We start from the raw sequence: 25,029 nt of genomic DNA, 5'->3' as shown, positions 1-25,029 counted from the left end.
TTATTTTTTCATATATCTTTTGCTTATTATAGTTGCTTTTGATGGTTTATTTCTAATAATTACATCAACTTCATTTCCTATAACAGCTTCATCGATATCAATTAATACATTAGCTAAACGTCTGTTTAATGTTGGTGAAAGATACCCAGTAGTTATTACTCCTATCGTCTTTCCATCTTTTTGAATTTCATATCCATGTCTTGGAATTCTTTTATCATTCATTTCAAGACCTATAATTTTTCTCTTTGGACCTTCAGCTAATTCTTTTTCTAATGCAGTTTTTCCTATAAAATCATCTTTGTCAAATTTCACTGCAAATTTCAATCCTGCTTCTAATGGAGAAATATCATCAGCCATTTCGTTTCCATATAGTGGCATAGATGCTTCAAATCTTAAAGTATCTCTACATCCTAAACCACATAATTGCATGCTAAACTCTTTTCCTGCTTCTAATAAGTCATCCCATACTTGTAAGATTCCTTCATTGGTAGTATAAACCTCAAATCCATCTTCACCTGTATAACCAGTTCTAGAAATTAATAACTTATGACCTTTGTAATCAATACCATCAACAAAATGATAATATTCTATTTTATCTAAGTCAAAATCCACTAATTTTTGAAGTACTTTTTGTGCATTCGGTCCTTGAATTGCAACTTCTCCTACTTCGTCAGAGATGTTTTTAAATTCAATATCATAATCTTTAGTTAATTTAATTAAATGATTATAATCTTTATCAACATTTGCTGCATTTGGAATAATTAAAAAATCCTCAGAATTTTTCCTATAAATAAGTAAATCATCAATTATTCCACCATTTTCGTTTAATAACATTGTATAAGCCACTTGACCATCTGCTACTTTTGAATAGTCATTAGAAAAAACATAATTCAAAAATTTTACAGCTTCCTTCCCTTTAACTGTAAATTCTCCCATATGAGAAACGTCAAATAAACCAACATTTTCTCTTACAGCACTATGCTCTTCTTTAAGCCCTACATAATCTACAGGTAAAAACCACCCTGCATAATCAACTACATTTCCACCCGCAGCTATATGACGATCATATAGTGGTGTTTTTTTTGCACTCATTATAATTCCTCCTTAGAATAGAAATAATTGTTTTAAAAAAAGAAAGTATCCCTCTCACTTATTATAAAGTAAAGTGATAAATATTACAATATGAAAACCTTATTATAATTTATATGGATTTTTTGATATTTATTTTTAAAATTAGCAAATTCATTGTGAAAATAATGTAAATTTCTATATATTTTCATTAAAATATGGCTATTGTTTCTTCGGGACTTTTTTATCCCTTTAGGGATACGTTTGCTTATGTCGTTTCAAATATACTTTACTATTGATTATAAAAAAACAACCTATTCATTAGATTGTTTTTTGTACCATATTTTATTTAAATTCTCAGATATTATTTTTTTATTTTCTTCATCTATGCAAGAAAGTAATTCTATAATCTTAACTTTCTGAATTGGATATATTTTTTCTACTAATTTAGCTCCTTTATCTGTTAGGGAAATTATAAACTTTCTTTTATCTATTTCATCTTTTACTCTCTCTATATATTTATCTTTTTCTAAGTTAGAAATTACAACAGTTATGTTACCACTTGTTGTAAGTATTAAATCCTTAATTTCTCCTACACACAAATTACCCTTGTGGTAAAGAGCTTCTATAACTGCAAATTGTGTTAAAGTTATTCCTGAATCTTTTAAGCTATTACTCAATTCCCTTTGGACTGTCATATTAGATCTGGTTAAATCTATAAATAATCTTAAAGAAAGTTTTTCATTTTCATTTTTATTCATTTACATCACCTTTTATCAAAATTTTTACTGTTATTAACCAATTTTTTTCTTATTAGTCTTTATCTTAAATGAAATAATAACCGTAAAAATATCTTCTTCTATATTTATTTCAAATTTCCCTTTCATTAATTCTATCAGGTTTTTAGATATATACAATCCTAATCCACTACCTTCTGAGCTCCTTGATTGTTCTCCTCTTACAAATTGTTCTAGTAAATCTTCCGATTTAACAACCAAAGGTTCCTTAGATATATTACTTATTGAAACCATAAGTTTACTATCTTTTACTTCAATTCTTATCGATATTGTTGAATTTTCTTTACAATATTTTACTGCATTTGTAATTATATTTTCAAAAACTCTACTTAATTGATCACCATCTACATTTATAAATATATTATCACTAAAACTCTTATATTCAAATTCAAGATTTTTATCTTCGAATGCTGAATCAAACTGCCCATAAACTTGTAATATTAACTCATTCAACTCTATTATTTCATAATTTAGATCAATATTTCCAGTTCCTGTTTTTGAAGCATCTATCAAATCAATTACCATTGTCTTTAATCTTTTAGCATTATAATCTAAAGTTTTTATATATTCATTCCTTTCTTCTGTATTATTGCTATTTTTTACTAAATCAACATAGTTAATAATAGAAGTTAAAGGAGTTTTAATATCATGAGATATATTTGTAATTAAATCTGTTTTCAACCTTTCACTCTTATATTTAGAATCCAAAGATTTTTTCATAGAGCTATACAAGTTGTCTATTAAATATATAGATTCACTATATGTTTTCTCTAAAATATTTACTTTTATTTTATTGCCATTATTCAATGCCTCAATTTTTCTGTTTAATAAAACTTTTCCCAGATAATTTTTCATAATAGATATAGAAATTTTTTGAATAATGAATATTATCAAAATTTTAACCAAATTATCGCTATTTACATCTATAATACTAATATATGCTGTAACCAAAAAAGTTTCAATTACCAAGCATTCAAAATAAACTAAAAAATATTTAAATCTAAAACCTGCAAAAAAATCAAATATTAAAAAACTATGAACTCCATATTTTTTTATAGTTTGATATATCTTGTATAAAACAAGCGTAAATACATAAATAATAAATATTTTAGAAAAAATTTCAGGTGTTAGACTATTTCCATAAACATCTAATCCAAATATGATATCTAATATTGTCATATATACAAAATATTGGACAGAAAAAAATAAAAATAAATAAAATATCTGGTCTTCAATATAACCATCTATTTTAAAATAGATATTTTTAATCCAACTAAATAACTTTTTAAACAATAATAAAATTTTTCCAAATACTTTCTTTATCATTCAATTTTATACCCCATACCATACACTGATTTTAAATGATCTGGTTTTCTAGGATTTATCTCTATCTTATCTCTAAGTCTAGAAATATGTACTGACACTATTTTTTTTACATCATAAGGTGGACTATCCCACACTTTTTCATAAATTTGGTCAGAGTTAAAAACCATACCTTTATTGGATATTAAAAGAAGCAGTATTCCATATTCATAAGGTGTAATTTTTATTGGTTCACCATCTACCAAAACTTCTTTCTTTGTATTATTTACCCTAATTCTTCCCGAAGTATAAATTTCTTGGTCAATAAATGATCCCTTATCTTTTGCAAGCTCTATTCGTCTTATATTTGATTTTACTCTTGCTAAAAGTTCTACTGGATCAAATGGTTTTGTAATATAATCATCCGCTCCAACTTCTAAACCTTCAACTTTATCTTCAAGCTCCCCTTTAGCAGATAAAATAATAATCGGCATTGCTGAAATTTCCCTAACTTCTCTTGTCAATTCTATTCCATTCATTACCGGCATCATTATATCAACTAAAAGTAAGTCAATATCTTCTTTATTAATTATATCCAAAGCTTCTTTTCCATTATAAGCTTTATGAACTTCATAATCTTGTTGTACTAAGTAAATAGATATAGCATCAACTATATCCTTTTCATCATCACAAACTAAAATATTATACATATACATCACCCAAATTTATTATATACTAAAATTTATTTAACATTACTACAATAAAGTTACAAATTTTTCAAATTTAATTATTTTTATAAAAATAGAGCCATAGCCTATCTAAATTTGTCAGCTATAGCTCTTAACTTTTTAAACCTATGATTTATTCCAGATTTTCCAACTGAAGGATTTAACATTTCTCCAATTTGCTTCAATGAATACTCCGGATTAGACCTTCTAATTTCTGCAATCTCTTGTAAATTTATATCAATATTTTCTAATCCAATATTCTCATCAATTAACTCTATATCTTCTATTTGTTTTAATGAAGCTTCTATTGTTTTATCCATATTCGCAGATTCACAATTCATGACTCTATTCACATTATTCTTTATTTCTTTTACTACTCTGATATTCTCAAACTTAAATAGATTTTGAAAAGCTTCTATTAGTGATAAAAAATCAGAAATCATCTCACTATCTTTTATATATATAACATAGTTCTCATTTCTTTCTACTATGCTTGCTAAGATATTATATGAATTTAATAATTTTACAAATTCTTTACTGTAATTGAGTTCTCCTGTAATAATTTCCAAATGATATGCTTTTTCTGGACTAGAAATAGAACCTGCTCCTAAAAAGCTCCCTCTAATATATGCTTTTTTCTTTTTTTTAGTATCTACTAATTTTTCTGGAACATCTAAAAACATAAATGAAAATGGATCATCATCCAAACCTATATCAAACAAAAAATTTTGTGCAATTTCTCCTTCTAAATATATCCTATAAGAACTTTTCTTTCTCAACTGATTATTTTTACTAACTTCTATTACAGAATCATAATCATAAATTTGTTTTATTTCTGTAAATATTCTTCTAGCAATTAAATTAATTTCTGTTGTAAATTTCAATTTTAAATTTTGATTGTTTTTTAGTATAGTTCCATTTACTCTAAACATAGCTCCTAATTCGGCTAAAATTTCTTCTTTAGAATCTACTTTTATTCTAGAAACCTCATTTTTTACATCAACGGAAAAAGACATTTTTATCCCTTACTTTCTTTTTTGTAAAAATCTTTAACCTTATTAACCATATTTTTTTCAGCATCGTGTTTTAAATAATGCATTGCTTTTTCAAAAGGCATATATGCAGCTTCTGTAAAGCCTTCTTCCCTTTGAGGAATAAGCTTTGTATCTGTTGTTTTCATATAATAATAATGTACCGTTTTTTGAACTTTTATACCATCTATATGTTTGTACCAATATTTTACATAACCAATATATCTAACTATTTCTGCTTTTACACCAGATTCTTCATTTACTTCTCTTAAAGCAGCCTCTTCTCTGGTTTCTCCTTTTTCTAAGCGCCCTTTTGGAAGTACCCAATCACCACGAAACTTTCTTAATACAGCGACATTACCTTTATGGACAACTATTCCACCTGCGCTTACCTCTTCCATGTTTTTCCTCCTTATCTGAAAAATACGTAAACTATAATTTATTATAACCTATCTAAAAAATAAAGTCAGTATTTTCTATCAAACAACTATACTGTGAAATTTGAATATATTATAATTTTCGCTGAGCTTATGTATCCTTATTTAAGATATGCATTTCATTTAAATATTATTCATTTAATGTAAATTATTGTTAATTTTTAATCTTTCTTGCTATAATATATCTGTACATATTTAATTTAATAAGGAGAGACTATATGAGTATAGACAAAAATTATATTACTAAGTTTTTAAAAGATTTACTATTAATACCTAGTCCTACTGGAGATACTGAAAAAGCTATAAAATTTGTAGAATCTGAATTTAAAAATCTAGGATTACAAACCTATAAAACAACAAAAGGTGCTCTAATTGCTTCAATAGAAGGGAAGAAAAAAGAAGCTATTACTTTTTCAGGACATGTTGATACTCTTGGATTAATGGTAAAAGAAATCAAAACAAATGGAAGACTTAAAGTTACAAAAATTGGTGGATATTCTCTTTCTACAATAGAAGGAAATTATGTAACAATTAATACATCAGAAAACAGAAATTATAGTGGTACTGTAATTTTCGAACACCAATCTGTTCACGTTTATAACGATGTCAATTCTTTAGAACGAACTTTAGACAATATAGAGATAAGAATAGATGAAGTTGTAAAATCTAAAGAAGATGTAGAAAAACTTGGAATACAAGTTGGAGATTTCATCTATCTTAATCCTAATGTAGAAATTTTAGAAAATGGTTATATTAAATCACGCCATTTAGATGACAAGGCTGGTGTAGCTGCAATTATAGGAATAGCTAAATATTTTGTTGAAAATAATATAAAGCCTGAATATACTGTTAATTTCTTTATTAGTAATTATGAAGAAGTCGGACACGGTAGTTCTTCTGCTTTACCTACAAGTACAGAGTATTTTATTGCCATAGATATGGCAGCTATTGGAAATACTCAAACTTCAGAAGAAACTGCAACAACTATATGTGTAAAAGATGGAAGTGGACCTTATGATTTAGAAACTAGAAGAATTTTAGAAAAAGTTGCTAAAGAAAAAAGTTTAGACTATAAAATAGATATTTTTATTAATTATGGTTCAGATGCTTCTGCTGCGCTTAGAGCAGGGTACGATTTTAAAGTTGGACTAATAGGACCTGGTGTAGATGCTTCTCATGCTTTTGAAAGAACACACATAAATGGAATATTAAATACTATGAATCTTGGAATAGGATTTGTTGAATCAATAAAATAACACCAATCTTGGTGTTATTTTATTCTAAATATTAATGCTCCAAATCAATTCTTTTAAAACTGATACTATCATCTTCACTTATACTCATTTTTAATCTTCCTTTGCTACCTTTACTAACAAGTTTTATGTAGTTCTTCCCTCTTGATAAATTTACATCTACCTTTTCATTAAAATTTCCTTCACTCAAATTTATTACTTCTTTTTTTGAATTTACTAATACAACTTTTATATATTCATTATCAAGCACAGAATATATATCTGCTGTTATTTTACTGTCTTCCTTTACTTCAATTTCCCATATTGTAAAAACCCCTGTGAAATTTAGTTTATAGTCAAGAGATTTTTCATCTTCTGTCTCTTTTCCTTGCATATTTTTTATAGTACAATTATCTTTCATTTCAGCTATTCTGTTATTATCATCATAAATTTTAGCTTGTCTTTTTGGCGTACAAGATACCAATAAAATTAGTATTAATATAATATATATTATGTAAGTTTTCTTCTCATATATCCCCCTATATAGTACTCAATTATATTCTATTTATTTTATGTGGTCAATTTATTGTGTTATCATATATTATATAATTATTTAAATTGAGGAGAGCAAATGCAAAGAGATTACTGGCCTACTGACGATTGGAAGTTTTCTAGTAAAGGATTTACTGAAGAAGAACAACAAAATTTAGAATCCAACATAGAAAAAGGATTCAAAAATATTGCTGGAATTGTAGTTGTGAAAAATGGTTATATAAAATACGAAAAATATTTTAATGGTCATAATAAAGAGCAAAAATATTCTGTGGCTTCTGTAACTAAATCTGTTTTATCATCTTTAATTGGTATTTCAATGAAGGATGGATATATTAAAACGTTAGATGAAAAAATTTTAAATTATTTTCCAGATTATAAGACTGACAATCCTATAAAAAAAGATATTAGAATCTTAGATTTACTTACCTGTGTAGCACCATATCCATTTGAATCTATTAATGAACCTATTGGAGAACTTATAGATTCTTCTCATTGGATGAAGTATTCCTTAAATATTCTCGCTGCTAACAAAGGACGCAGAACATTTAAATATTCTACTATAGGAACTCATATCCTTTCTGGAGTCCTTACAAAATCTAGTGGATTTACAGCAAGAGAATATGCTAATAAAGAATTATTTAATAAAATTGGTATAGATATTATTCCAAATTTCAAGATGGAAAGTTATACTGCTAATTATATATTTGGAAAAAATGCCAGAGGTTGGCAACACGATCCCCAAAATTATACTATTGGAGGCTATGGGTTAAGTCTAACTCCTAGAGAAATGGCTAAGTTCGGTTTCTTATATTTAAATAATGGTGTGTGGAATGGAGTAAAAGTCCTGCCTAATAATTGGGTTGAAGAATCCACAACAAAACTAAAATATGATTATGGTTATTTGTGGTGGCTTTATAAATATGAAGATATTGATGCATATTGTGCTATGGGAACAGGTGGCCGATGTATTTGTATTATACCTAAAATGGATACTGTTATTTCTATTGTTTCCGATTATATTCCTAAAGCTAGAAATAGATGGATTTTTATAAAAAAATATATTCTACCATTATTAAAATAAGGAATGAAAAATCATTCCTTATTTTTTACAGCATTTCTATAAATGCTGCTATTCTTGTATTTAATTGTCCTACATCTGATTGTGAATAATCTGTTTCTACACTAATATAAGGAATATTTTTATCATTATTCGCAAATCTTTTTATTTTTAAAGATTCTACTTGGAATGGCTGACAAGCCTGTAAATGCATATCTATAACGCCATCTACTTTGTACTCATCTATTAGTCTATTTAATAGTTCTATTCTATTTGGATTTGGTGACATACACGCGCAACCAATTTGAATATATTTTTCTGCAATAGCTCTTACTGGGTCATCTGTTCCTTCTTCAACATTTCTGTCAATAGCTTTTGCACCACCACAATTTTCATATCCTACTACTATTCCACCATTATTTTCTACTGCTTCAATAACTTTCTCTGTAGCAGCTCCTATTGGACATCCTGTTATTAATATTCTTGGTCTTCCTGTTATTTTTTTATTTTCTGAGTATATTTTTTCTTTTAATTCTTTCAATTGTTCTGGTATATTTTGTTTATTAAACTCAAATGTTATTCCTGTTAACACATGCCATAATTCCAACCCTGTTACTGGAATTTCCTCTTCTTTCATTATTCCATAAAAATCTTTTACTGCTGATCTTTCTGCATTTTTTATTTTAATAGCTTCTTCTAATTTTTCTTTTGTAATTTTTCTACCAAATTGTTCTTCTAATATATTTATCATCTTATGTATTTCTTTTTCCCAAAGTACAAGTCCTTCTTCACTTTGAGTATTTGGAAGTTCCATTACATGAACATTTTTTGTTTCCCCTAAGTATTCGTACATTTTCTTTTTACCATCGCAAGTAGTTTCTCCAACTATCAAATCTGAAAAATAGAAGAACGGACATTTATCTGTTATTGCAAACCCATAACTAGATTTTATTAATGGACATAAGTTTCTTGGTAAATCTTTTTCTGCTTCTGATATTGTTTCATCTGATGTTGAACAAAGTGATACAGAAGTTCCTCCAATTGCTAAAGCAAGTTCTTGTGGAAAAAATGTGCAAAAAACTCCTATTAAAGGATTTCCATTTTCTTTAACATCTCTTACTTTTAGAAATGCATTTTTCCTACCATCTGCAAAATCATCAAATATTTCTGGTAATTCTTTTCTTATATCAATCATACTCTACCCCTTTTGTTAAATTTTTCTTCTGCTATTAAGGCTGCTCCTATAGCTCCTGCAAATCTTCCTTTTTCATAACCTTCAACATTTTCTCCAAGTTTTTCTGTCAAATATTTCTTGAAAAATTTATTTGTTGAAAGCCCCCCTGTTAAAATTACTTGTCCTTGTATTCCCTGTCTTTTCACCAATTGTGATACTTTCGTTACTACAGAATCAACTATCCCAGAGGCAATATTCTCTATTTTTTCTCCTTCTCCCATCAAAGATATTATTTCTGACTCTGCAAATACAGTGCACATTGAACTAATTTTTATCTTTTCTCCCATATCTGCAAGTTCAAACAACTCTTCTAAAGTAATATTTAATCTATTTGCCATAATTTCTAAAAACTTACCTGTTCCGGCAGAACATTTATCATTCATTATGAAATCATCTACAAACCCATCTTTTAAATTAATTACTTTAGTATCTTGTCCACCAACATCAATTATAGTACAAAGATCATATTTAAATTGTTCTTTCACACCTACTCCATGGCATGTAATTTCTGTTATTTCTTTATTAGAATAAGGTACAGAAACACGTCCATAGCCTGTAGAAATTACAAATACATTTTCTTCTTCTACATTTATACTGTGTTCTTCGAGCAATTTTCTTTTTATATGTAGCGCTGTTTCCTTACTATTCCAGCCAGTTGGAAGCACAAATTCATTTATATAGTCACCTCTTATTGCTACCTTACTTGCAGTTGAACCAATATCTATACCTATACCTATAAAATTCATATTCCTCCTCCTTGTATCATTTTACATATATAACTTTTTCTTTTCAAGTTGTAAAAGATAGTTATAAAAAAAACGAGTATATGAAAATACTCGTTTACATATCATATATTTTTACTATATCTTTATTAAAGTCATCTATTATATATTTGCTTATTCTTTCTGCATCATGCCTTATATACTTATCTAGCAAATAGTAACATGGACATAATAATACTTCATAATTATCTAATTTTTCTTCGTCAGCTTTTGTATAATAAATAGGTTTAGCTTCATATTTCTGTAATACTTCATTAGGTATAATATCATTGTTTACAACAATTTTATCTATTATATCATATCCTAAATGCCTATTTATAGCTTCAACATGTTCTTTTACTCCCATATTATCTGTTTCACCATCTTGTGTCATTATATTACAAACATAATAAATTTTAGCATTTGTTCTATTTAAAGCTTCTGCTATATTCTTTACTAAAAGATTTGGAATAATTGAAGTATACAAACTTCCTGGTCCTATTATGATTAAGTCAGCATCCATAATATCATCAATTGCTTCATCTAAAGGATCAGATAACTTTGGTTCTATATATACTCTATTTATCTTTTTCTTAAAATCTTTATTTTTTTCTGTTATATTAGACTCACCCTTTAAAGTAATTCCGCCTTCAAGTTCAGCATATAATACTACATCTTCAAGTGTCATTGGTAAAACTTTACCTGTTATTGCAAGTACTTCCCCCGCTTCCTTAACAGCTTTATCAAAATCACCATATATATCATTCATTGCTGCTAAAAATAGATTTCCAAATGATTGGCCTTTTAATTTACCCTCATTAAATCTATATTGCATAAGTTTTTCCATTGCTGGTTCTGTATTTGCAAGTGCTATCAGACATGCTCTTATATCACCTGGAGGAAGTATTCCAAGTTCTTCCCTAAGTACACCTGACCCTCCGCCATCATCTGCAACTGTAACTATTGTAGTTATATTTGTAGTAAATTTTTTAAGACCTCTAAGGATTGTAGAGTTTCCTGTTCCTCCACCGATTGTTACTATTTTCAAATCTTTATTTCCAATATTTTGAATCTCTATGGGATACATAAGTTACCTCTCCTTTTTGAGAAAGCCTTTTATCTAATTCCTCTGCTATAGCTACTGATCTATGCTTTCCTCCGGTACATCCTATACCTATGACTAAGTTAGTTTTACCTTCCTCCTCATAATGAGGAATAAGAAATTCTAACATATCCACTACCTTTTCTATAAAAACACCACTTTGTTCATAACTAAATACAAAATCATACACTTCTTTATTTGTTCCATTTTTTTGTTTTAGCCCTTCTATATAAAATGGATTTGGTAAAAATCTAACATCAAAAACTAAATCCGCATCTAAAATAATACCATGTTTAAATCCAAATGACACAATAGCTACATTTAGTTTATTTGAATCTTCTTCAGTTAAATTGTAAAGTGTAGATATTCTATTCTTTAATTCTCCTAGCTTTAAATCTGAAGTATCTAGTATATATGTGGAATTAATTCTTACTTTTTCTAAAAGTTTTCTTTCCGCCTCTATTCCAGATATAATATTTCCTGTTCTACTTAATGGATGTGGCCTTCTTAATTCCTTATATCTTCTAATTAATGTTTCATCTTTTGAATCCAAGAACAAAATGGATATATCTTCTCCATCCTCTCTTAAATACAATACCTCATCTATTAATTCCTCATAAAGCGATCTAGTTCTTATATCTACAACTATTGCTATTTTAGTTATATTATCTTTGCTACTTCTTATTAATGCTACGAACTCTTTAATTAGTGCAGGAGGTAAGTTATCCATTGCATAATATCCTAAATCTTCAAATACATTTAATGCAGCTGTCTTTCCAGCTCCTGACATACCCGTTACAATTACAATTTCCATTAATTAACTCCTACCTATGTTCTAAATTTATCACTCTATCTATATCTAAATTCGCTTCTTCTATTCTTTGTATTGCTCTATCAACAACTCCAACATCTTCTGGTTTATGTGCATCACTTCCTACACTAAATTTAACCCCTGTCTTCATTGCTTCTTTTATTTCTTGAACATTTAAATGTGTATGATGATTGTTAATTTCCATAATCACATCATACTCTTCACAAACTCTAGCTAATCTTAAAATATCTACTTTTACTTTATCGCCTGGATGAGTTATTAAATTAATATTTTTCTCTTTTATTATTTTTATAACTGCATCTGTATTAACTTTAATACAATAATCTTTAATCTTCTTATTATATTTTGCTATCCTATTTAATATATGATAAATAAAAAAACTTTTTATATTTTTAAACCATACTCCACTATGATATCCTAAATTAATTTTGTCAAAATATTTTAAATCTTCATCTCTTATATCATATTTCCCATTATAATCTACTATATTTGCTTCCACACCTAATACTATATTTATTTTATCTTTGTATTCTTCCTTAAGTTTATCTATTTCTGTCCTTATTTGTGGAAGTTTTTTTCTGCTAATTCCATAAAGTGGATGTCCTGGACCATGATCTGTAATATAAATTTCTTTAATTCCCAATCTAATAGCTTGCTCAACATTTTGTCTTATTGTACCTTTACCATGATTATTTTTACTATAAATAGTATGTGTGTGATAGTCTGCTGTTAATTTATATTTATTGTTCTCCAATTATCCTTATCTCCGGTTCCAATTTAACTCCAAAATTATCCATTACAATATTTTGTACATGATGAATAACTTCCATAATATCTTTATATGTCGCATTTCCTCTATTTATAACAAATCCACAATGTTTTTCACTTACCTGTGCATCATTGTATCTATATCCTCTTAAACCACTATCATCAATCAATTTACCTGCAAAGTAACCTTCTGGTCGCTTAAAAGTAGAACCTGCTGATGCAAATTCTAAAGGTTGTTTTGTCACCCTTTTTTCTGTCAAATCATCGTAGATTTCTTTTATTTTTATAGGATCTCCCTTTTGTAATTTCATAGTAACTTCCAAAACTATTAACCCTTCATCTTGCACTCTAGAATTTCTATACCTTAAATTCATTTCTTCTAGATTATAGTCTTTTATTTCAAGATCCTTTGTAATAACTTTTACAGAAGAAACTACATCTTTCATTTCTCCTCCATAGGCTCCTGCATTCATAGTTATTGCTCCACCTATTCCTCCTGGAATTCCAGACATAGGTTCAAGACCTGTTAAATTATATTTAAATGATTTTTTAGCTACTGTAGAAAGTAGTGCCCCTGCTTGAGCTATAATTGTTTCTCCATTAACTTCTATATTTGACAATTTTTCATTAATTTTAATTACTACTTTTCTAAGTCCTTTATCGGTAACTAATAAGTTACTACCATTACCTATAATGTAGTATTCTAAATTATTATCCTTTATTATTTTTAGAGCATTAAGTAATTGTTCATAGCTTTTAGGCTCTATCATTACATCACATGGACCTCCTATTTTAAAAGTCGTATGATTTTTCATAGGTTCATTAATTTTAATATTTCCAACTAATTCTTTTGGGAATATTATTTCAAAATCTTTTAACATGTTTCCTCCACTATTTAAAATACTCTATTACATTTCTTATTAAAGAAAGAGAACCATAAATTATTATTTTCTTATCCATATAATTATTAATTGCTATATCTAGACTGTTCTCCAAGGTCTTTCCATTATGCACTTTGTCACAAAATAGCCCCACTAAATTATATATATCAGAACTTTCAACAGCTCTTTCGCTTTCAGGCATACATGATATAAATGCATAGCCCAATGGTGCCATAATCTCTATTAATTTTGCATATTCTTTATCATCATAAAATCCTACAATGAACACGAAATTTTCATTTGGATAAACTTCTTTTAATGTTTTATTCAAAGCTTTTACACTATCTATATTATGTGCTCCATCTATTATTACAACAGGATTATCATTAACTTTTTGAAATCTACCTTCCATTTTGGAATTCTCTAGTCCTTTCAATACTTTTTCTTCTTCAATTTTATACCCAATTTTATTTAAATAAGTAACTGTTTCTATCGCCATAACAGCATTGTAAATTTGCACTTCATTAATCATTTTCAAATTAATTATAAAATCTTTATAAGTTATTTTTAAGTTATTTTTATCATGTTTTAAAATTTTTATAATATTAAAATCTGGAATAATAATGGTATTATTTTTATCCTTAGCTTTTTTTATCAAAATATTCATGACATCTTCTTCTTGTTTATATAATATTACAGTTCCATTTTCTTTAATTATTCCTGCCTTTTGTTCAGTAATCTCTTGTATTGTATTTCCTAACATATCTGTGTGATCTTTTCCTATTTTGCAAATTAAAGAAACTACTGTACTCGTCATAACATTAGTAGCATCAATTGTTCCACCTATTCCTACCTCTATTATTGCAAAATCGCATTTTTTATCATAAAAATACAAAAAAGAAATAATTGTAGCTTTTTCAAATTCATGAAGCTTTATATTTAATTTCTTAGAAATATTATTAACTTTTTCATAGTAACTGTATAAATCAGTATCATTAATATTTATATTATTAATTTTAAATCTGTCATTTGGAGCATACACTGCAGGTGAAGAGAACATTCCAACTGTATAATTGTTTTCTATTAAAATATTATTAATAAAATTCGCTGTTGAACCCTTTCCATTTGTTCCTGCTATGTGTATAATTTTTAATTTATTTTGAGGGTTTTCTAAATATTCTAAGATCGGTTTAATATTTTCAGCTCCATTATAAGACCTTTCCTCATTTGAAATATTTAATATATCTTTGTTTTTATTTTTCATAATCTTCTCCACTTAAAAATTATACCATAGATATTAATGCCTATAAGAATATCTATGATTAAAAAATTTATTCTATATTATGATTTGAAAAATCAAACTGCTTATGACATAATATAAAAAACTTTATGGAGGAACTTATGAAATTTAGAAAGGCTACTACAAATGATATTGAAGCTTTAGTAGAATTGAGAAAACAACAACTTATTGATGAAGGGATGTTAGATGATAAAAATATAGACAATGAACTTAAGGAATATTTTTATCATAATTTTAATAATAATTCCTATATATCTTGGATAGCTATTGAACAAGGTAATATTATTGCAACAAGTGGTTTATGTATATATCAATTACCTCCTACTTATGCCAATCCATCTGGCAAAAAAGCATATATTACTAATATGTATACCTTAAAAAAATATAGAAGAATGGGTTTAGCAACTATACTTTTAACCAAAATATTATCTGAAGCTAAAAATTTAAATTTTTCTGATGTAATACTTAAAGCATCTAAAGATGGTCTTAAACTCTACTCAAAATTCGGTTTTATATTTTATGATAATTAACATGTACTATAACTTATAATAAAAAAAATAGAAGTTATAAATTTACAACTTCTATTTTTTATTATTTTATTCACAAATTAACTTACTAATTTTAATTTTTCGGTTTGGTCATACGTTATTAATGCATCCAACATTTCTTCAATATTTCCATCTAAGAAATCTTGTAATCTATATAATGTTAAATTAATTCTATGATCTGTAACTCTTCCTTGAGGAAAATTATAAGTTCTAATTCTTTCAGATCTATCTCCAGAACCTACTTGTGACTTTCTTGAATCAGCTATATCTTTATTTTGTTCTTCTTGCATTAAATCATAAAGTCTAGATTTAAGTATTTTCATAGCTTTATCTTTGTTTTTTAATTGAGACTTTTCATCTTGGCAAGAAACTACAAGTCCTGTTGGTATATGAGTAATCCTTACAGCAGAATCTGTTGTATTTACTGACTGACCACCATTACCTGAAGATCTAAATACATCAACTCTAATATCTTTTTGTTCTATTTGAACATCGACATCATCAGCTTCTGGTAAAACTGCAACTGTTGCTGCTGATGTATGAATTCTACCACTAGACTCAGTTGTTGGAACTCTTTGAACTCTATGAACTCCTGATTCATATTTTAATTTTGAGTATGCTCCCTCGCCTTTTATCATTATTATTGCTTCTTTGATTCCACCTACACCTTGCTCTGCTATCTCCATAACTTCTGTTTTCCAACCTTGTTTGTCTGAAAACATTTGATACATTCTAAGTAATTCCCCTGCAAATAGTCCTGCTTCATCACCACCCGCACCTGCTCTTATTTCCAAGAATACATTCTTATGGTCATTCGGATCTTTAGGAAGCAATAAAATTTTTAATTCATCTTCAAATTTTACTATATCTTCTTCAAGGTTAGATATTTCTTCTTTTAATAGCTCTTTCATATCATCATCAATCTTTTCACTTAACATAACTTTATCTTCTTCTAAGATATTTTTTGCATGATCATATTCTTTATATTTTTCTACAATTGGTTTTAAATCAGAATGTTCTTTAACTAATTTTTGCCAATTATTCATATCTTTCATAACTTCTGGATTAGAAATTTTTGTTTCTAAGTCAGAATATTTTTCTTCTATTTGTGCTAAATTTTCAAACATTTTAATCCCCTCTCCTATTACTTAGGACTAATTTTTTATATATTATATATCCTATTCCAAACACTAAAATCAAGAATATAGGACTTAAATTTAATAATTCTACAGATAATGCTACTAAAATGGCAACAATATAATGATAATACTTAAATTTGGATTTTTTACCTAATGTATATACTGCTGCAGCTATAACTGCAGCTACCGCTGGAAGAGCTCCTTTAAAAATTTTATCTACTATTTTTGTATCTGCCAGTTTGTTATAAAAATTAGCCACTAATAAAATTATTAAAAACGATGGAAGAACAGCTCCTATCATACAAGAAAAAGCTCCCTTATATCCTTTTATCTTTAACCCTATATAAATACTTAAATTGACAGCTAATACTCCTGGAAGACTTTGTGCTACTGCTAATGCTTCCATAAATTCCTTATTGTTTAACCATTTTTTCTTATCTACTACTTCCTTTTCTATTATAGGTACCATGGCATATCCTCCGCCTATGGTAAATGCTCCTATCATAAAAAACACTCTAAACATTTCAAAATACAGCATACTGCCTCCATTATAATAACACAGTGCCCAATAATCCCGCAACAAATATTACAGGTATAGGATGTACCTTTTTATATCCTACTAAATAGAAGCTTACAATAAATATCAATGTTGATATTAAGCTATCTACTCCTTCTAGAAAAACAGATAAAAATCCTGCTGCTATTAACCCTATTATTACGACTTGTATTCCATTCAAAAACCATTCTAAATATATATTACCTTTAAATTTTTGTATAAATAAATACATAATGCTCACTAGTACTATTGAAGGCAAAATCACAGCAATTGTAGCTATTAAAGATCCTATGGCTCCTGTTTTTAGATATCCAACAAATGTTGCCATATTAATAGCTATTGGTCCTGGAGTTACTTGGGATATTGATACCATATTTAGTAGTACCTCTTTGCTAATCCAACCATTTGTATAGACTACTTCTTGCATTATCAATGGTAGCATTGCATATCCTCCTCCAAAACTAAAAGCTCCTATTTTGAAAAAGGTAATAAATATTTTTAATAAAATCATATTTATCTCCTAGCTATTATACATCTATCAAAGTTATTATAATCCTTGTATATTTTTATATCTGTAAATTTATATTTTTTTAATTCTTTACTTATATCCTCAGCTTGATTATATCCTATTTCAAATGCAATATAAGAATTCTCTTTTAGAAAATTTATAGAACCTTCTATTATTTTCTTATAAAAGTATAAACCATCTTCTCCACCATATAGTGCATTTTGCGGTTCATAATCAAGTTTTCTATCGAGTTTTTTCATATCTTTATTATCTATATATGGAGGATTTGAAACTATCAAATCATACTTTAATTCTCTATCTAAATTGGAGTACAAATCACTCTCTACAAAACTACAATTTCTAATATTATATCTTTTTTTATTTTTATTTGCTAATTCAATAGCCTTCTTAGATATATCTACTCCTACTATGTTTAAGTTTATATTTTCTAAAGCTAATGTTAAAGATACTATTCCTGTGCCAACACCAATTTCTAAAATATCTTTAATATTAGAATTTAATTTCAAAATTTTTTCTACCAAGATTTCTGTTTCAAAACGAGGAATTAAAACTCCTTCTTCTACATAAAAATTTCGCCCATAAAAATTCCATTCTCCTAAAATATATTGTAAGGGATAATTATCCTGATATTTTTCATAAATTTCTAGAATTTTTTTCTCTTCATTTTGTTCTAAAACCCTATTCCTATTTAAGTAAATAGAAATTTTATCTAAGTTAAAAAAGTATTCTAATATAATTTCTCCATCTACTCTTCCAAAGAGTTTAAAAACATCATCTACTACCATATATCAGCCTTCGAATCTTCTGGTATAACTTTTTTTAGTGCAACTATTGCAACTTCTATCATATCATCTGTAGGTTCTTTTACTGTACCTAGTTTTTGAACCAAAAGTCCTGGTGCAGATAATATTTTTGAAATTATTCCATCAGCTCTACCTAACAGTCTATTTATTTCATAAGAAAAACCTGCTATGAACGGTAATGCTAATAATCTAGTTACAAGTCTCATTAATGGATTTGGCCAGCCAAAAAATGACAACACTAATATTGAAGTTATCATTACAGTAAAAATAAAACTTGTACCACATCTTCTATGAAGTCTTGAACATTTTCTTACATTTTCAACTGTCAATTCTTCTCCATTTTCATAACAATGAATGGATTTATGCTCTGCACCATGATACATAAAAACTCTTTTCATATCTTCAAGCTTTGAGACTAAGTAAATATAAGCTAAAAATATAATTATTCTTATAAATCCTTCTATTAAATTTAATAAAACAGTATTTGTGACTATTTTCTTAAACAAAGATGTGACTATTGTGGGAATAAAGAAAAATATTAATATGGATAGAGCTAATGATGATATGATCGATAAAGCCGTCCCTATAGACTCTGCCTTTTCACCAAATTTTTTTTCTAAAAAACTTTCTTCTTCATCTTCCTCATCATCAAAAAAGGAAATTGAATAGACTAAGGCTTTTGTTCCCATTACTAAAGACTCTATTAGAGATACTATTCCTCTAATAAAAGGCATCCTTAAAATTTTATATTTAGAACTTATTGTTTTATTTTCTTCTTCCGTTATCTCTAATTCATTATCTGGTTTTCTAACTACTATGCTAGTTTTGTAAGGACCTCTCATTAAAATTCCTTCGTATAATGCTTGTCCACCTATAGTTGTCTTTTTTTTATTTGCCATAAATACTCCTATATTTTAAAAAGCTAGTACTTTACGTACTAGCCCTTTTGAACTATTTAATATTATATTTTTCCTTAAATTTCTCAACTCTACCACCACGTTCTACAAATCTTTGACGACCTGTGTAGAAAGGATGACATTCTGAACAAATTTCAACTTTAATCTCTTCTTTTGTTGAACCTGTTTTAAAAGTATTTCCACATGAAACACAAGTTACTGTAGCTTCATGATATTCTGGATGAATTCCGTCTTTCATTCTTTCACCTCTTTCGTTATAGTTTACAAACATTCAGCTTTACAATTATACCATAGTATTTTCTCTTAATCAACTATTAAAATTAACTTTATTTATTGAATTTACAAATTCTTCGTTACTTTTTGTGTTTTTCAGCATTTCCATTATTTTATCTGCAATTTGTTGATTACTACTCTTAGATAGTGTTCTTCTAATCTTTCTCATAGTCTCTAACTCATCATTTGAAAGTAAAAGTTCTTCCTTTCGAGTTCCTGACTTATAAATATCTATTGCAGGAAATACTCTTAAATCTGAAAGATTTCTATCTAAATGTACCTCCATATTACCTGTACCTTTAAATTCTTCAAATATAACATCATCCATTCTAGATCCTGTATCTATTAATGCTGTAGCTAATATTGTTAAACTGCCACCTTCTTCTATATTTCTTGCTGCACCAAAAAACCTCTTTGGATGATTTAGAGCTAAAGGATCAAGTCCTCCAGATAAAGTTTTTCCTGAATATGGGCTAGTAATATTATATGCTCTTGAAAGTCTTGTTAAGCTGTCCATTAATATAACTACATCTTTACCATGTTCAACAAGTCTTTTTGCTCTTTCTAAAACTATTTCGGAAATTCTTGTATGATTTTGAGGAAGTTCATCAAATGTTGAAGCTACTACTTCACCATTTACAGATCTTTGCATATCTGTAACTTCTTCTGGTCTTTCATCGATTAATAAAACTATTAAGAAAGCTTCTGGATTATTTTTTGAAATTGCATTTGCTATAGATTTAAGTAAAGTTGTTTTTCCTGTTTTTGGTGGTGCAACTATCATTCCCCTTTGCCCTTTTCCTATTGGAGAAACCAAGTCTATTATTCTTGTAGATAATTCATTTTTATTATTCTCTAACTTTAATCTTTTAGTTGGGTATATTGGCGTTAAATCTTCAAAATTTCTTCTATTTCTTAGATTCTCTGGTCCTTCATAATTTACTGAATTTACATATATAAGAGGAGAAAACTTTTCTTTTTCTTTTTTTTCTCTCGTTAGTCCAACTATATAATCTCCTGTTTTTAACCTAAATCTTCTTATTTGAACTGGTGGTACATAAATATCTTCATCTCCAGAATTATAACCGTCAGATCTTAAAAATCCATATCCATCTGGTAAAATATCTAAAATTCCCGATATTTCTTTAGTTCCTCCAGTATTTTCTTTTACATTTGATTCTATTTCCACATCAGAATTATCTTCTTGAACGAAAATAGTTTCTTCTTTTACCGAATTGTTCCTGTCATTTATTTCTGCTTGTTTTATAATCTCTTCTATAAGTTCATTTTTACGATATTTTGATATTCCTGGTACACCTAAAGCTTTTGCTATTACCTTTAAGTCATCTATCTTTTTGTCTTTTAACACATCTAAGTCCAATCTATTTCCTCCAATTTGAGTTTCTTGGTGATAGCTGTGGTTTATTATCCAATTTATGCAATGCTTCAACAAATCTTATAGTCCCTGTTTCTGCTCTTAACATTATTGAATGAGTTTTTACAGTATTATTGGGATATTGAACCACACCATTCAAAAATTCTCCATCTGTTATACCTGTTGCTGCAAATAAGGCTTCGTTTCCTTTTACCAAGTCATCTAAGCTTAATAGTTTATTTATGTCATTTATACCCATAGTTTTGCATCTTGAAATTTCTTCATCATTTCTTGGCTTCAATCTTCCTTGAAATAAACCTCCAAGTGATTTAATTGCTGCTGCAGATATTACTCCTTCAGGTGCTCCTCCTATACCTACAAACAAATCTACTCCCGATCTCTTAAAACAAGTAGAGATACTTGAATTAACATCTCCATCGTTAAATAATTTAACTCTTGATCCATAATTTCTTATTTTTTCTACTAAATCTTTATGCCTTGCCCTATCTTGAACCATTACTATTGTTTCAGAAATTTCCTTATTTTTTATCTTTGCAATTCTTCTAATATTTTCTTCTATTGGTAAATCTAAATGTATTGAGCCAACCCCTTCAGGTCCACATGCAATTTTTTCCATGTACATATCCGGAGCATTTAACAGACATCCCTTTGGAGCTGCTGCAATAACAGAAATTGCATTATTCTGACCTTTTGCTACTAGATTAGTTCCTTCAACTGGATCAACAGCTATATCTAACTTAACAGATCCTTCCCTTCCAGTACCTAGTTTTTCACCTATATAAAGCATTGGAGCTTCATCTATCTCTCCCTCACCAATAACAACTGTACCGTCCATATCAAGTCCATTAAATATTAAATGCATTGCATCAACAGCGGCTTGGTCAGCAGCATTTTTATCTCCTAACCCCATATATCTAAATGATCTAATCGCTGCTGCTTCTGTTACTCTAACAAGGTTTAAAGGTAAATTTATATCCATAATATCCTCCAATAAAAAAGAGGGCTTTGCCCTCGTAATTTTATAAATCTTTTACTGATTCCCAATCTTTTAAAAACTTTTCTATTCCCATATCTGTTAAAGGATGTTTTAGCATTTGTTCAAAAACTTTATAAGGTACTGTGGCAATATCAGCTCCTATTTTTGCGCAATTTACTAAGTGAATTGGATGTCTAACTGAAGCACAAATAATTTCTGTATCTATATCATAATTAGTAAAGATTTCTACAATATCTTCAATCAATATCATACCATCTGAGCTTATATCATCTAATCTTCCTAGAAATGGACTTACATAAGTTGCTCCAGCTTTAGCAGCCATTAAAGCTTGAGATGCTGAAAAAATTAAAGTTACATTTGTTTTTACACCTTTATCTGAAAGTTGTTTACAAGCTTTAAGCCCTTCTTTAGTCATTGGAAGCTTTATTACTATATTTTTATTAATTGGAACCAAGTCCATAGCTTCTTTAACCATACCGTCAGAATCTAAACTTATTACTTCTGCTGATATTGGTCCATCTACTATTTTTGTAATTTCCTTTATTACATCTTTAAATATTCTGCCTTCTTTAGCAATGAGTGAAGGATTTGTAGTAACTCCATCTACTATTCCCCATGAAGCAACCTCTTTAATTTCTTCTACATTTGCTGTATCTATAAAAAACTTCATTAAATTCCCCCTAAAGAATTAACTATTTTTTAACACTATAGTTTCTAATTCTCCTGCTACAGTTTCACAGGAGTCTAAGCATTTTTCTAATAAATCATATATCTTAGTCCATGACAAAATATATAAAGTATCTTTTTCACTACTATATAAGTTTTTCATAGTTTTTAAATAATATTCGTCACCTTCTTCTTCAATATTATTAACTGTAATAATTAAACTTTTTAAAGATTTTGACTTTTTAAAATTATGTAACTCTTCCATACATTTATGCATAGAATCTACACATTTTATTATTAACTCACTTAACTTAATAGCTTCATCAGTAATATTTTCTATACCATACATATATATACTTCTTAAAACTTCTTCTAAATTATCTGTAACATTATCTAAGTAATGAGTTAATCCCATAATATCTTCTCTCTCTATTGGTGGTAAAAACTCTTTTACTAAATTTTCCATAATTTCATGTTTAATTTCATCACTTTCATGCTCAATTAAATGAATCTCATCTATCTTAGATGGTAATGTTGATTTGTCAAAAGACTTCAATTCATTGTTTAAATACTTAGCACATTCTTTTGCCTTCTCTGACATTTTAGCAAATCCATTATAATAATTATAAACTGACATATTATCTCCTTAAAACAAAATCATAAATATTTTGGCCATTATAAAACCAATAATTCCACATCCTGGGAAAGTTAATACCCAAGTTAACACCATTTCCTTGACTACTGACCAATTAACATTAGTAAGTCTCTTTGAGGCTCCAACTCCCATAATGGCAGTTGTTTTGACATGAGTAGTACTAACTGGCAAACCTAGAACAGAAGATACTAACAAGCAGAGGGCTGCCCCTAAATCTGCAGAAAAACCTTCATACTTTTCAAGTTTTACCATATCCATACCAACTGATTTTATAATTTTATATCCTCCTATAGAAGTTCCTATACCCATAACTAGAGAACAAAGTACCATTAACCAAAGAGGTATTTCAAAACTCGTTGCTTCAGAACCCTTAGCTAAAAACATACCTAACATAAAAACTCCCATGAACTTCTGTCCATCTTGAGCTCCATGCATAAATGCCATGGCCGCACCACCTGCTATCTGACTTCCTTGAAAAAACCCTTGAGTTTTACGTCTATCAATTCTTCTAAATAGCATCTTCACAATCCATACTATTCCATAACCGAATCCAAATCCTAATAATGTTGATAATCCTAGTCCATATACAACTTTAATCCATTCACTGCCATTTATACCTCTAAGGCTATTTTGTAATGCTATCGCTGCACCAGAAAGTCCTGCTATTAATGCATGAGATTCGCTTGTTGGTATTCCAAAGTACCAAGCGGCTGTTGCCCAAATTACAATTGCAAATAACGCAGCACATAAAGCAATTAGTGCATCATCTGAATGACCTCTAAAGTCAACCATATTATATATAGTTTGTGCAACTTTAGAATTTATCATAGTCATTACTAAAACCCCTAGAAAATTAAAAACTGCTGCCATCAAAATAGCTGGCTTTGCTTTCATAGCCCTTGTTGATACACAAGTCGCTATTGCATTTGGTGCATCTGTCCATCCATTAACAAAAATTACAGCCAAGGTTAAAACTACTGTAATTAATAATGAAGGATTAGACGTCATTTGACTTAAAAAACCTGAAAATGAAATTGTCATAATTACTCCTTATATTTATTCTCACCCATTGATTTTATCGCAAATAACAAATTATGTAAATATCATTAATCATTTTAATTTACAAATATAATATACCTAAAATTAAAAGACTTTAATATTAATAAAAAATTTAGAATTCGTAATAATATTTCAAAAATTATAATAGCTAAATTTATAAACTCAGCTATAAAGAAAAGAAAGAGTAAAAATAGAACTCTTTGTTTTTTGTGTATATATATTTCCAATAATTTTTTACAATAAAAAATTCCCCATACGACCATCGTATAGGGAACTTAATTGTTGGGCGAATACCTACTCTCCCATGACGTCGCCATCATAGTACCATCAGCGTAGAAAGGCTTAACTTCTGTGTTCGAGATGGGTACAGGTGTATCCCTTTCGCTATCTTCACCCTATGAAGCCC

Annotated in this window: 28 protein-coding genes and 1 rRNA gene; 3 read left to right on the top strand and 26 right to left on the bottom strand. The window is 28.2% G+C overall.

What is annotated here, in order from left to right; all coding sequences use genetic code 11:
- The 6 genes from gcvT to CS899_RS00120 form a co-directional block, all read right to left on the bottom strand.
- Nucleotides 1–1,092 (bottom strand): glycine cleavage system aminomethyltransferase GcvT, encoded by a 1,092-nt coding sequence (gene gcvT, locus CS899_RS00145; protein ID WP_099202941.1) that lies wholly within the window; start codon nt 1,090–1,092, stop codon nt 1–3.
- Between the two features lie 290 nt (nt 1,093–1,382).
- Complete coding sequence (locus CS899_RS00140) at nt 1,383–1,829, bottom strand: MarR family winged helix-turn-helix transcriptional regulator (RefSeq protein ID WP_099202940.1); 447 nt, start codon at nt 1,827–1,829, stop codon at nt 1,383–1,385.
- A 33-nt stretch (nt 1,830–1,862) separates the two neighbouring features.
- On the bottom strand, nt 1,863–3,191 hold the full coding sequence (locus CS899_RS00135; protein WP_099202939.1) for a sensor histidine kinase: 1,329 nt from the start codon (nt 3,189–3,191) through the stop codon (nt 1,863–1,865).
- A complete protein-coding gene (locus tag CS899_RS00130) occupies nt 3,188–3,877 on the bottom strand; it encodes a response regulator transcription factor (protein ID WP_099202938.1) in 690 nt (229 codons plus the stop codon). Before CS899_RS00130 ends, CS899_RS00135 begins: the two co-directional genes overlap by 4 nt.
- A gap of 104 nt (nt 3,878–3,981) precedes the next feature.
- Nucleotides 3,982–4,911, bottom strand: coding sequence for a DNA-binding protein WhiA (whiA, locus tag CS899_RS00125; RefSeq protein WP_099202937.1), 930 nt, complete (start codon nt 4,909–4,911; stop codon nt 3,982–3,984).
- Between the two features lie 2 nt (nt 4,912–4,913).
- Nucleotides 4,914–5,327, bottom strand: a complete 414-nt coding sequence (locus CS899_RS00120) for an NUDIX hydrolase (RefSeq protein ID WP_099202936.1) — start codon at nt 5,325–5,327, stop codon at nt 4,914–4,916.
- A gap of 254 nt (nt 5,328–5,581) precedes the next feature.
- Here CS899_RS00120 and CS899_RS00115 point away from each other — a divergent pair, with 254 nt between their 5' ends.
- Nucleotides 5,582–6,619, top strand: coding sequence for a M42 family metallopeptidase (locus tag CS899_RS00115; RefSeq protein WP_099202935.1), 1,038 nt, complete (start codon nt 5,582–5,584; stop codon nt 6,617–6,619).
- 31 nt (nt 6,620–6,650) lie between these two features.
- Here CS899_RS00115 and CS899_RS00110 read toward each other — a convergent pair whose 3' ends face one another.
- Entirely contained in the window at nt 6,651–7,016 is a 366-nt protein-coding gene (locus CS899_RS00110) for a hypothetical protein (RefSeq protein ID WP_099202934.1), read from the bottom strand.
- A 210-nt stretch (nt 7,017–7,226) separates the two neighbouring features.
- Here CS899_RS00110 and CS899_RS00105 point away from each other — a divergent pair, with 210 nt between their 5' ends.
- Entirely contained in the window at nt 7,227–8,231 is a 1,005-nt protein-coding gene (locus CS899_RS00105) for a serine hydrolase domain-containing protein (protein WP_099202933.1), read from the top strand.
- Nucleotides 8,232–8,256: 25 nt separating this feature from the next.
- Here the strand turns inward: CS899_RS00105 and CS899_RS00100 are convergent, their stop codons facing one another.
- The 7 genes from CS899_RS00100 to CS899_RS00070 all read right to left on the bottom strand — a co-directional run bounded on the left by CS899_RS00100 (nt 8,257) and on the right by CS899_RS00070 (nt 15,049).
- Nucleotides 8,257–9,402, bottom strand: coding sequence for a double-cubane-cluster-containing anaerobic reductase (locus tag CS899_RS00100; protein WP_099202932.1), 1,146 nt, complete (start codon nt 9,400–9,402; stop codon nt 8,257–8,259).
- Nucleotides 9,399–10,187: an acyl-CoA dehydratase activase gene (locus CS899_RS00095; protein ID WP_099202931.1), complete on the bottom strand. Its 789-nt coding sequence runs from the start codon at nt 10,185–10,187 to the stop codon at nt 9,399–9,401. Before CS899_RS00095 ends, CS899_RS00100 begins: the two co-directional genes overlap by 4 nt.
- A 94-nt stretch (nt 10,188–10,281) precedes the next feature.
- Nucleotides 10,282–11,289 carry a gluconeogenesis factor YvcK family protein gene (locus CS899_RS00090; RefSeq protein WP_099202930.1) on the bottom strand — a complete coding sequence of 336 codons (1,008 nt, stop codon included), beginning with the start codon at nt 11,287–11,289 and terminating at the stop codon, nt 10,282–10,284.
- Nucleotides 11,255–12,118 (bottom strand): RNase adapter RapZ, encoded by an 864-nt coding sequence (rapZ, locus tag CS899_RS00085; protein ID WP_099202929.1) that lies wholly within the window; start codon nt 12,116–12,118, stop codon nt 11,255–11,257. Before rapZ ends, CS899_RS00090 begins: the two co-directional genes overlap by 35 nt.
- Before the next feature lie 10 nt (nt 12,119–12,128).
- A complete protein-coding gene (locus CS899_RS00080; protein ID WP_099202928.1) occupies nt 12,129–12,890 on the bottom strand; it encodes a PHP domain-containing protein in 762 nt (253 codons plus the stop codon).
- Nucleotides 12,877–13,785, bottom strand: coding sequence for a UDP-N-acetylmuramate dehydrogenase (gene murB, locus CS899_RS00075; RefSeq protein WP_099202927.1), 909 nt, complete (start codon nt 13,783–13,785; stop codon nt 12,877–12,879). Before murB ends, CS899_RS00080 begins: the two co-directional genes overlap by 14 nt.
- Nucleotides 13,786–13,795: 10 nt before the next feature.
- Nucleotides 13,796–15,049 carry a bifunctional folylpolyglutamate synthase/dihydrofolate synthase gene (locus CS899_RS00070; protein ID WP_099202926.1) on the bottom strand — a complete coding sequence of 418 codons (1,254 nt, stop codon included), beginning with the start codon at nt 15,047–15,049 and terminating at the stop codon, nt 13,796–13,798.
- Nucleotides 15,050–15,186: 137 nt separating this feature from the next.
- Between CS899_RS00070 and CS899_RS00065 the strand changes: the two genes are divergently transcribed.
- Nucleotides 15,187–15,615 carry a GNAT family N-acetyltransferase gene (locus tag CS899_RS00065; protein WP_099202925.1) on the top strand — a complete coding sequence of 143 codons (429 nt, stop codon included), beginning with the start codon at nt 15,187–15,189 and terminating at the stop codon, nt 15,613–15,615.
- 77 nt (nt 15,616–15,692) lie between these two features.
- On the opposite strand, the gene prfA is transcribed toward CS899_RS00065, so the two are convergent.
- The 12 genes from prfA to rrf all read right to left on the bottom strand — a co-directional run bounded on the left by prfA (nt 15,693) and on the right by rrf (nt 25,021).
- Complete coding sequence (gene prfA / locus CS899_RS00060) at nt 15,693–16,760, bottom strand: peptide chain release factor 1 (protein WP_099202924.1); 1,068 nt, start codon at nt 16,758–16,760, stop codon at nt 15,693–15,695.
- 1 nt (nt 16,761) lies between these two features.
- The gene (locus tag CS899_RS00055; protein ID WP_242491836.1) at nt 16,762–17,310 is read right to left on the bottom strand and encodes a chromate transporter; all 549 of its coding nucleotides are present in this window, start codon (nt 17,308–17,310) and stop codon (nt 16,762–16,764) included.
- Between the two features lie 10 nt (nt 17,311–17,320).
- Nucleotides 17,321–17,839, bottom strand: a complete 519-nt coding sequence (locus tag CS899_RS00050; RefSeq protein ID WP_099202923.1) for a chromate transporter — start codon at nt 17,837–17,839, stop codon at nt 17,321–17,323.
- Nucleotides 17,840–17,841: 2 nt separating this feature from the next.
- Entirely contained in the window at nt 17,842–18,642 is an 801-nt protein-coding gene (gene prmC / locus CS899_RS00045) for a peptide chain release factor N(5)-glutamine methyltransferase (RefSeq protein WP_099202922.1), read from the bottom strand.
- The gene (locus CS899_RS00040) at nt 18,636–19,559 is read right to left on the bottom strand and encodes a DUF1385 domain-containing protein (protein WP_099202921.1); all 924 of its coding nucleotides are present in this window, start codon (nt 19,557–19,559) and stop codon (nt 18,636–18,638) included. Before CS899_RS00040 ends, prmC begins: the two co-directional genes overlap by 7 nt.
- Nucleotides 19,560–19,611: 52 nt before the next feature.
- Complete coding sequence (gene rpmE, locus CS899_RS00035) at nt 19,612–19,815, bottom strand: 50S ribosomal protein L31 (RefSeq protein ID WP_099202920.1); 204 nt, start codon at nt 19,813–19,815, stop codon at nt 19,612–19,614.
- A 69-nt stretch (nt 19,816–19,884) separates the two neighbouring features.
- Nucleotides 19,885–21,231, bottom strand: coding sequence for a transcription termination factor Rho (rho, locus tag CS899_RS00030; protein ID WP_099202919.1), 1,347 nt, complete (start codon nt 21,229–21,231; stop codon nt 19,885–19,887).
- Nucleotide 21,232: 1 nt separating this feature from the next.
- Nucleotides 21,233–22,225 carry a class II fructose-bisphosphatase gene (glpX, locus tag CS899_RS00025; protein WP_099202918.1) on the bottom strand — a complete coding sequence of 331 codons (993 nt, stop codon included), beginning with the start codon at nt 22,223–22,225 and terminating at the stop codon, nt 21,233–21,235.
- Between the two features lie 40 nt (nt 22,226–22,265).
- Nucleotides 22,266–22,913, bottom strand: coding sequence for a fructose-6-phosphate aldolase (gene fsa, locus CS899_RS00020; RefSeq protein WP_099202917.1), 648 nt, complete (start codon nt 22,911–22,913; stop codon nt 22,266–22,268).
- 18 nt (nt 22,914–22,931) lie between these two features.
- On the bottom strand, nt 22,932–23,546 hold the full coding sequence (locus CS899_RS00015) for a DUF47 domain-containing protein (protein ID WP_099202915.1): 615 nt from the start codon (nt 23,544–23,546) through the stop codon (nt 22,932–22,934).
- A 9-nt stretch (nt 23,547–23,555) separates the two neighbouring features.
- Nucleotides 23,556–24,605 carry an inorganic phosphate transporter gene (locus CS899_RS00010; RefSeq protein WP_099202913.1) on the bottom strand — a complete coding sequence of 350 codons (1,050 nt, stop codon included), beginning with the start codon at nt 24,603–24,605 and terminating at the stop codon, nt 23,556–23,558.
- Between the two features lie 299 nt (nt 24,606–24,904).
- Nucleotides 24,905–25,021, bottom strand: a 5S ribosomal RNA gene (gene rrf, locus CS899_RS00005).
- Nucleotides 25,022–25,029 lie beyond the last annotated feature (8 nt).

Origin of the sequence: Miniphocaeibacter massiliensis, from assembly GCF_900232905.1 — a bacterium.
Classification (GTDB): domain Bacteria; phylum Bacillota; class Clostridia; order Tissierellales; family Peptoniphilaceae; genus Miniphocaeibacter; species Miniphocaeibacter massiliensis.
The sequence above is the reverse complement of the archived record's forward strand: the minus strand, read 5'-3'. Positions and strand labels throughout refer to the sequence as shown.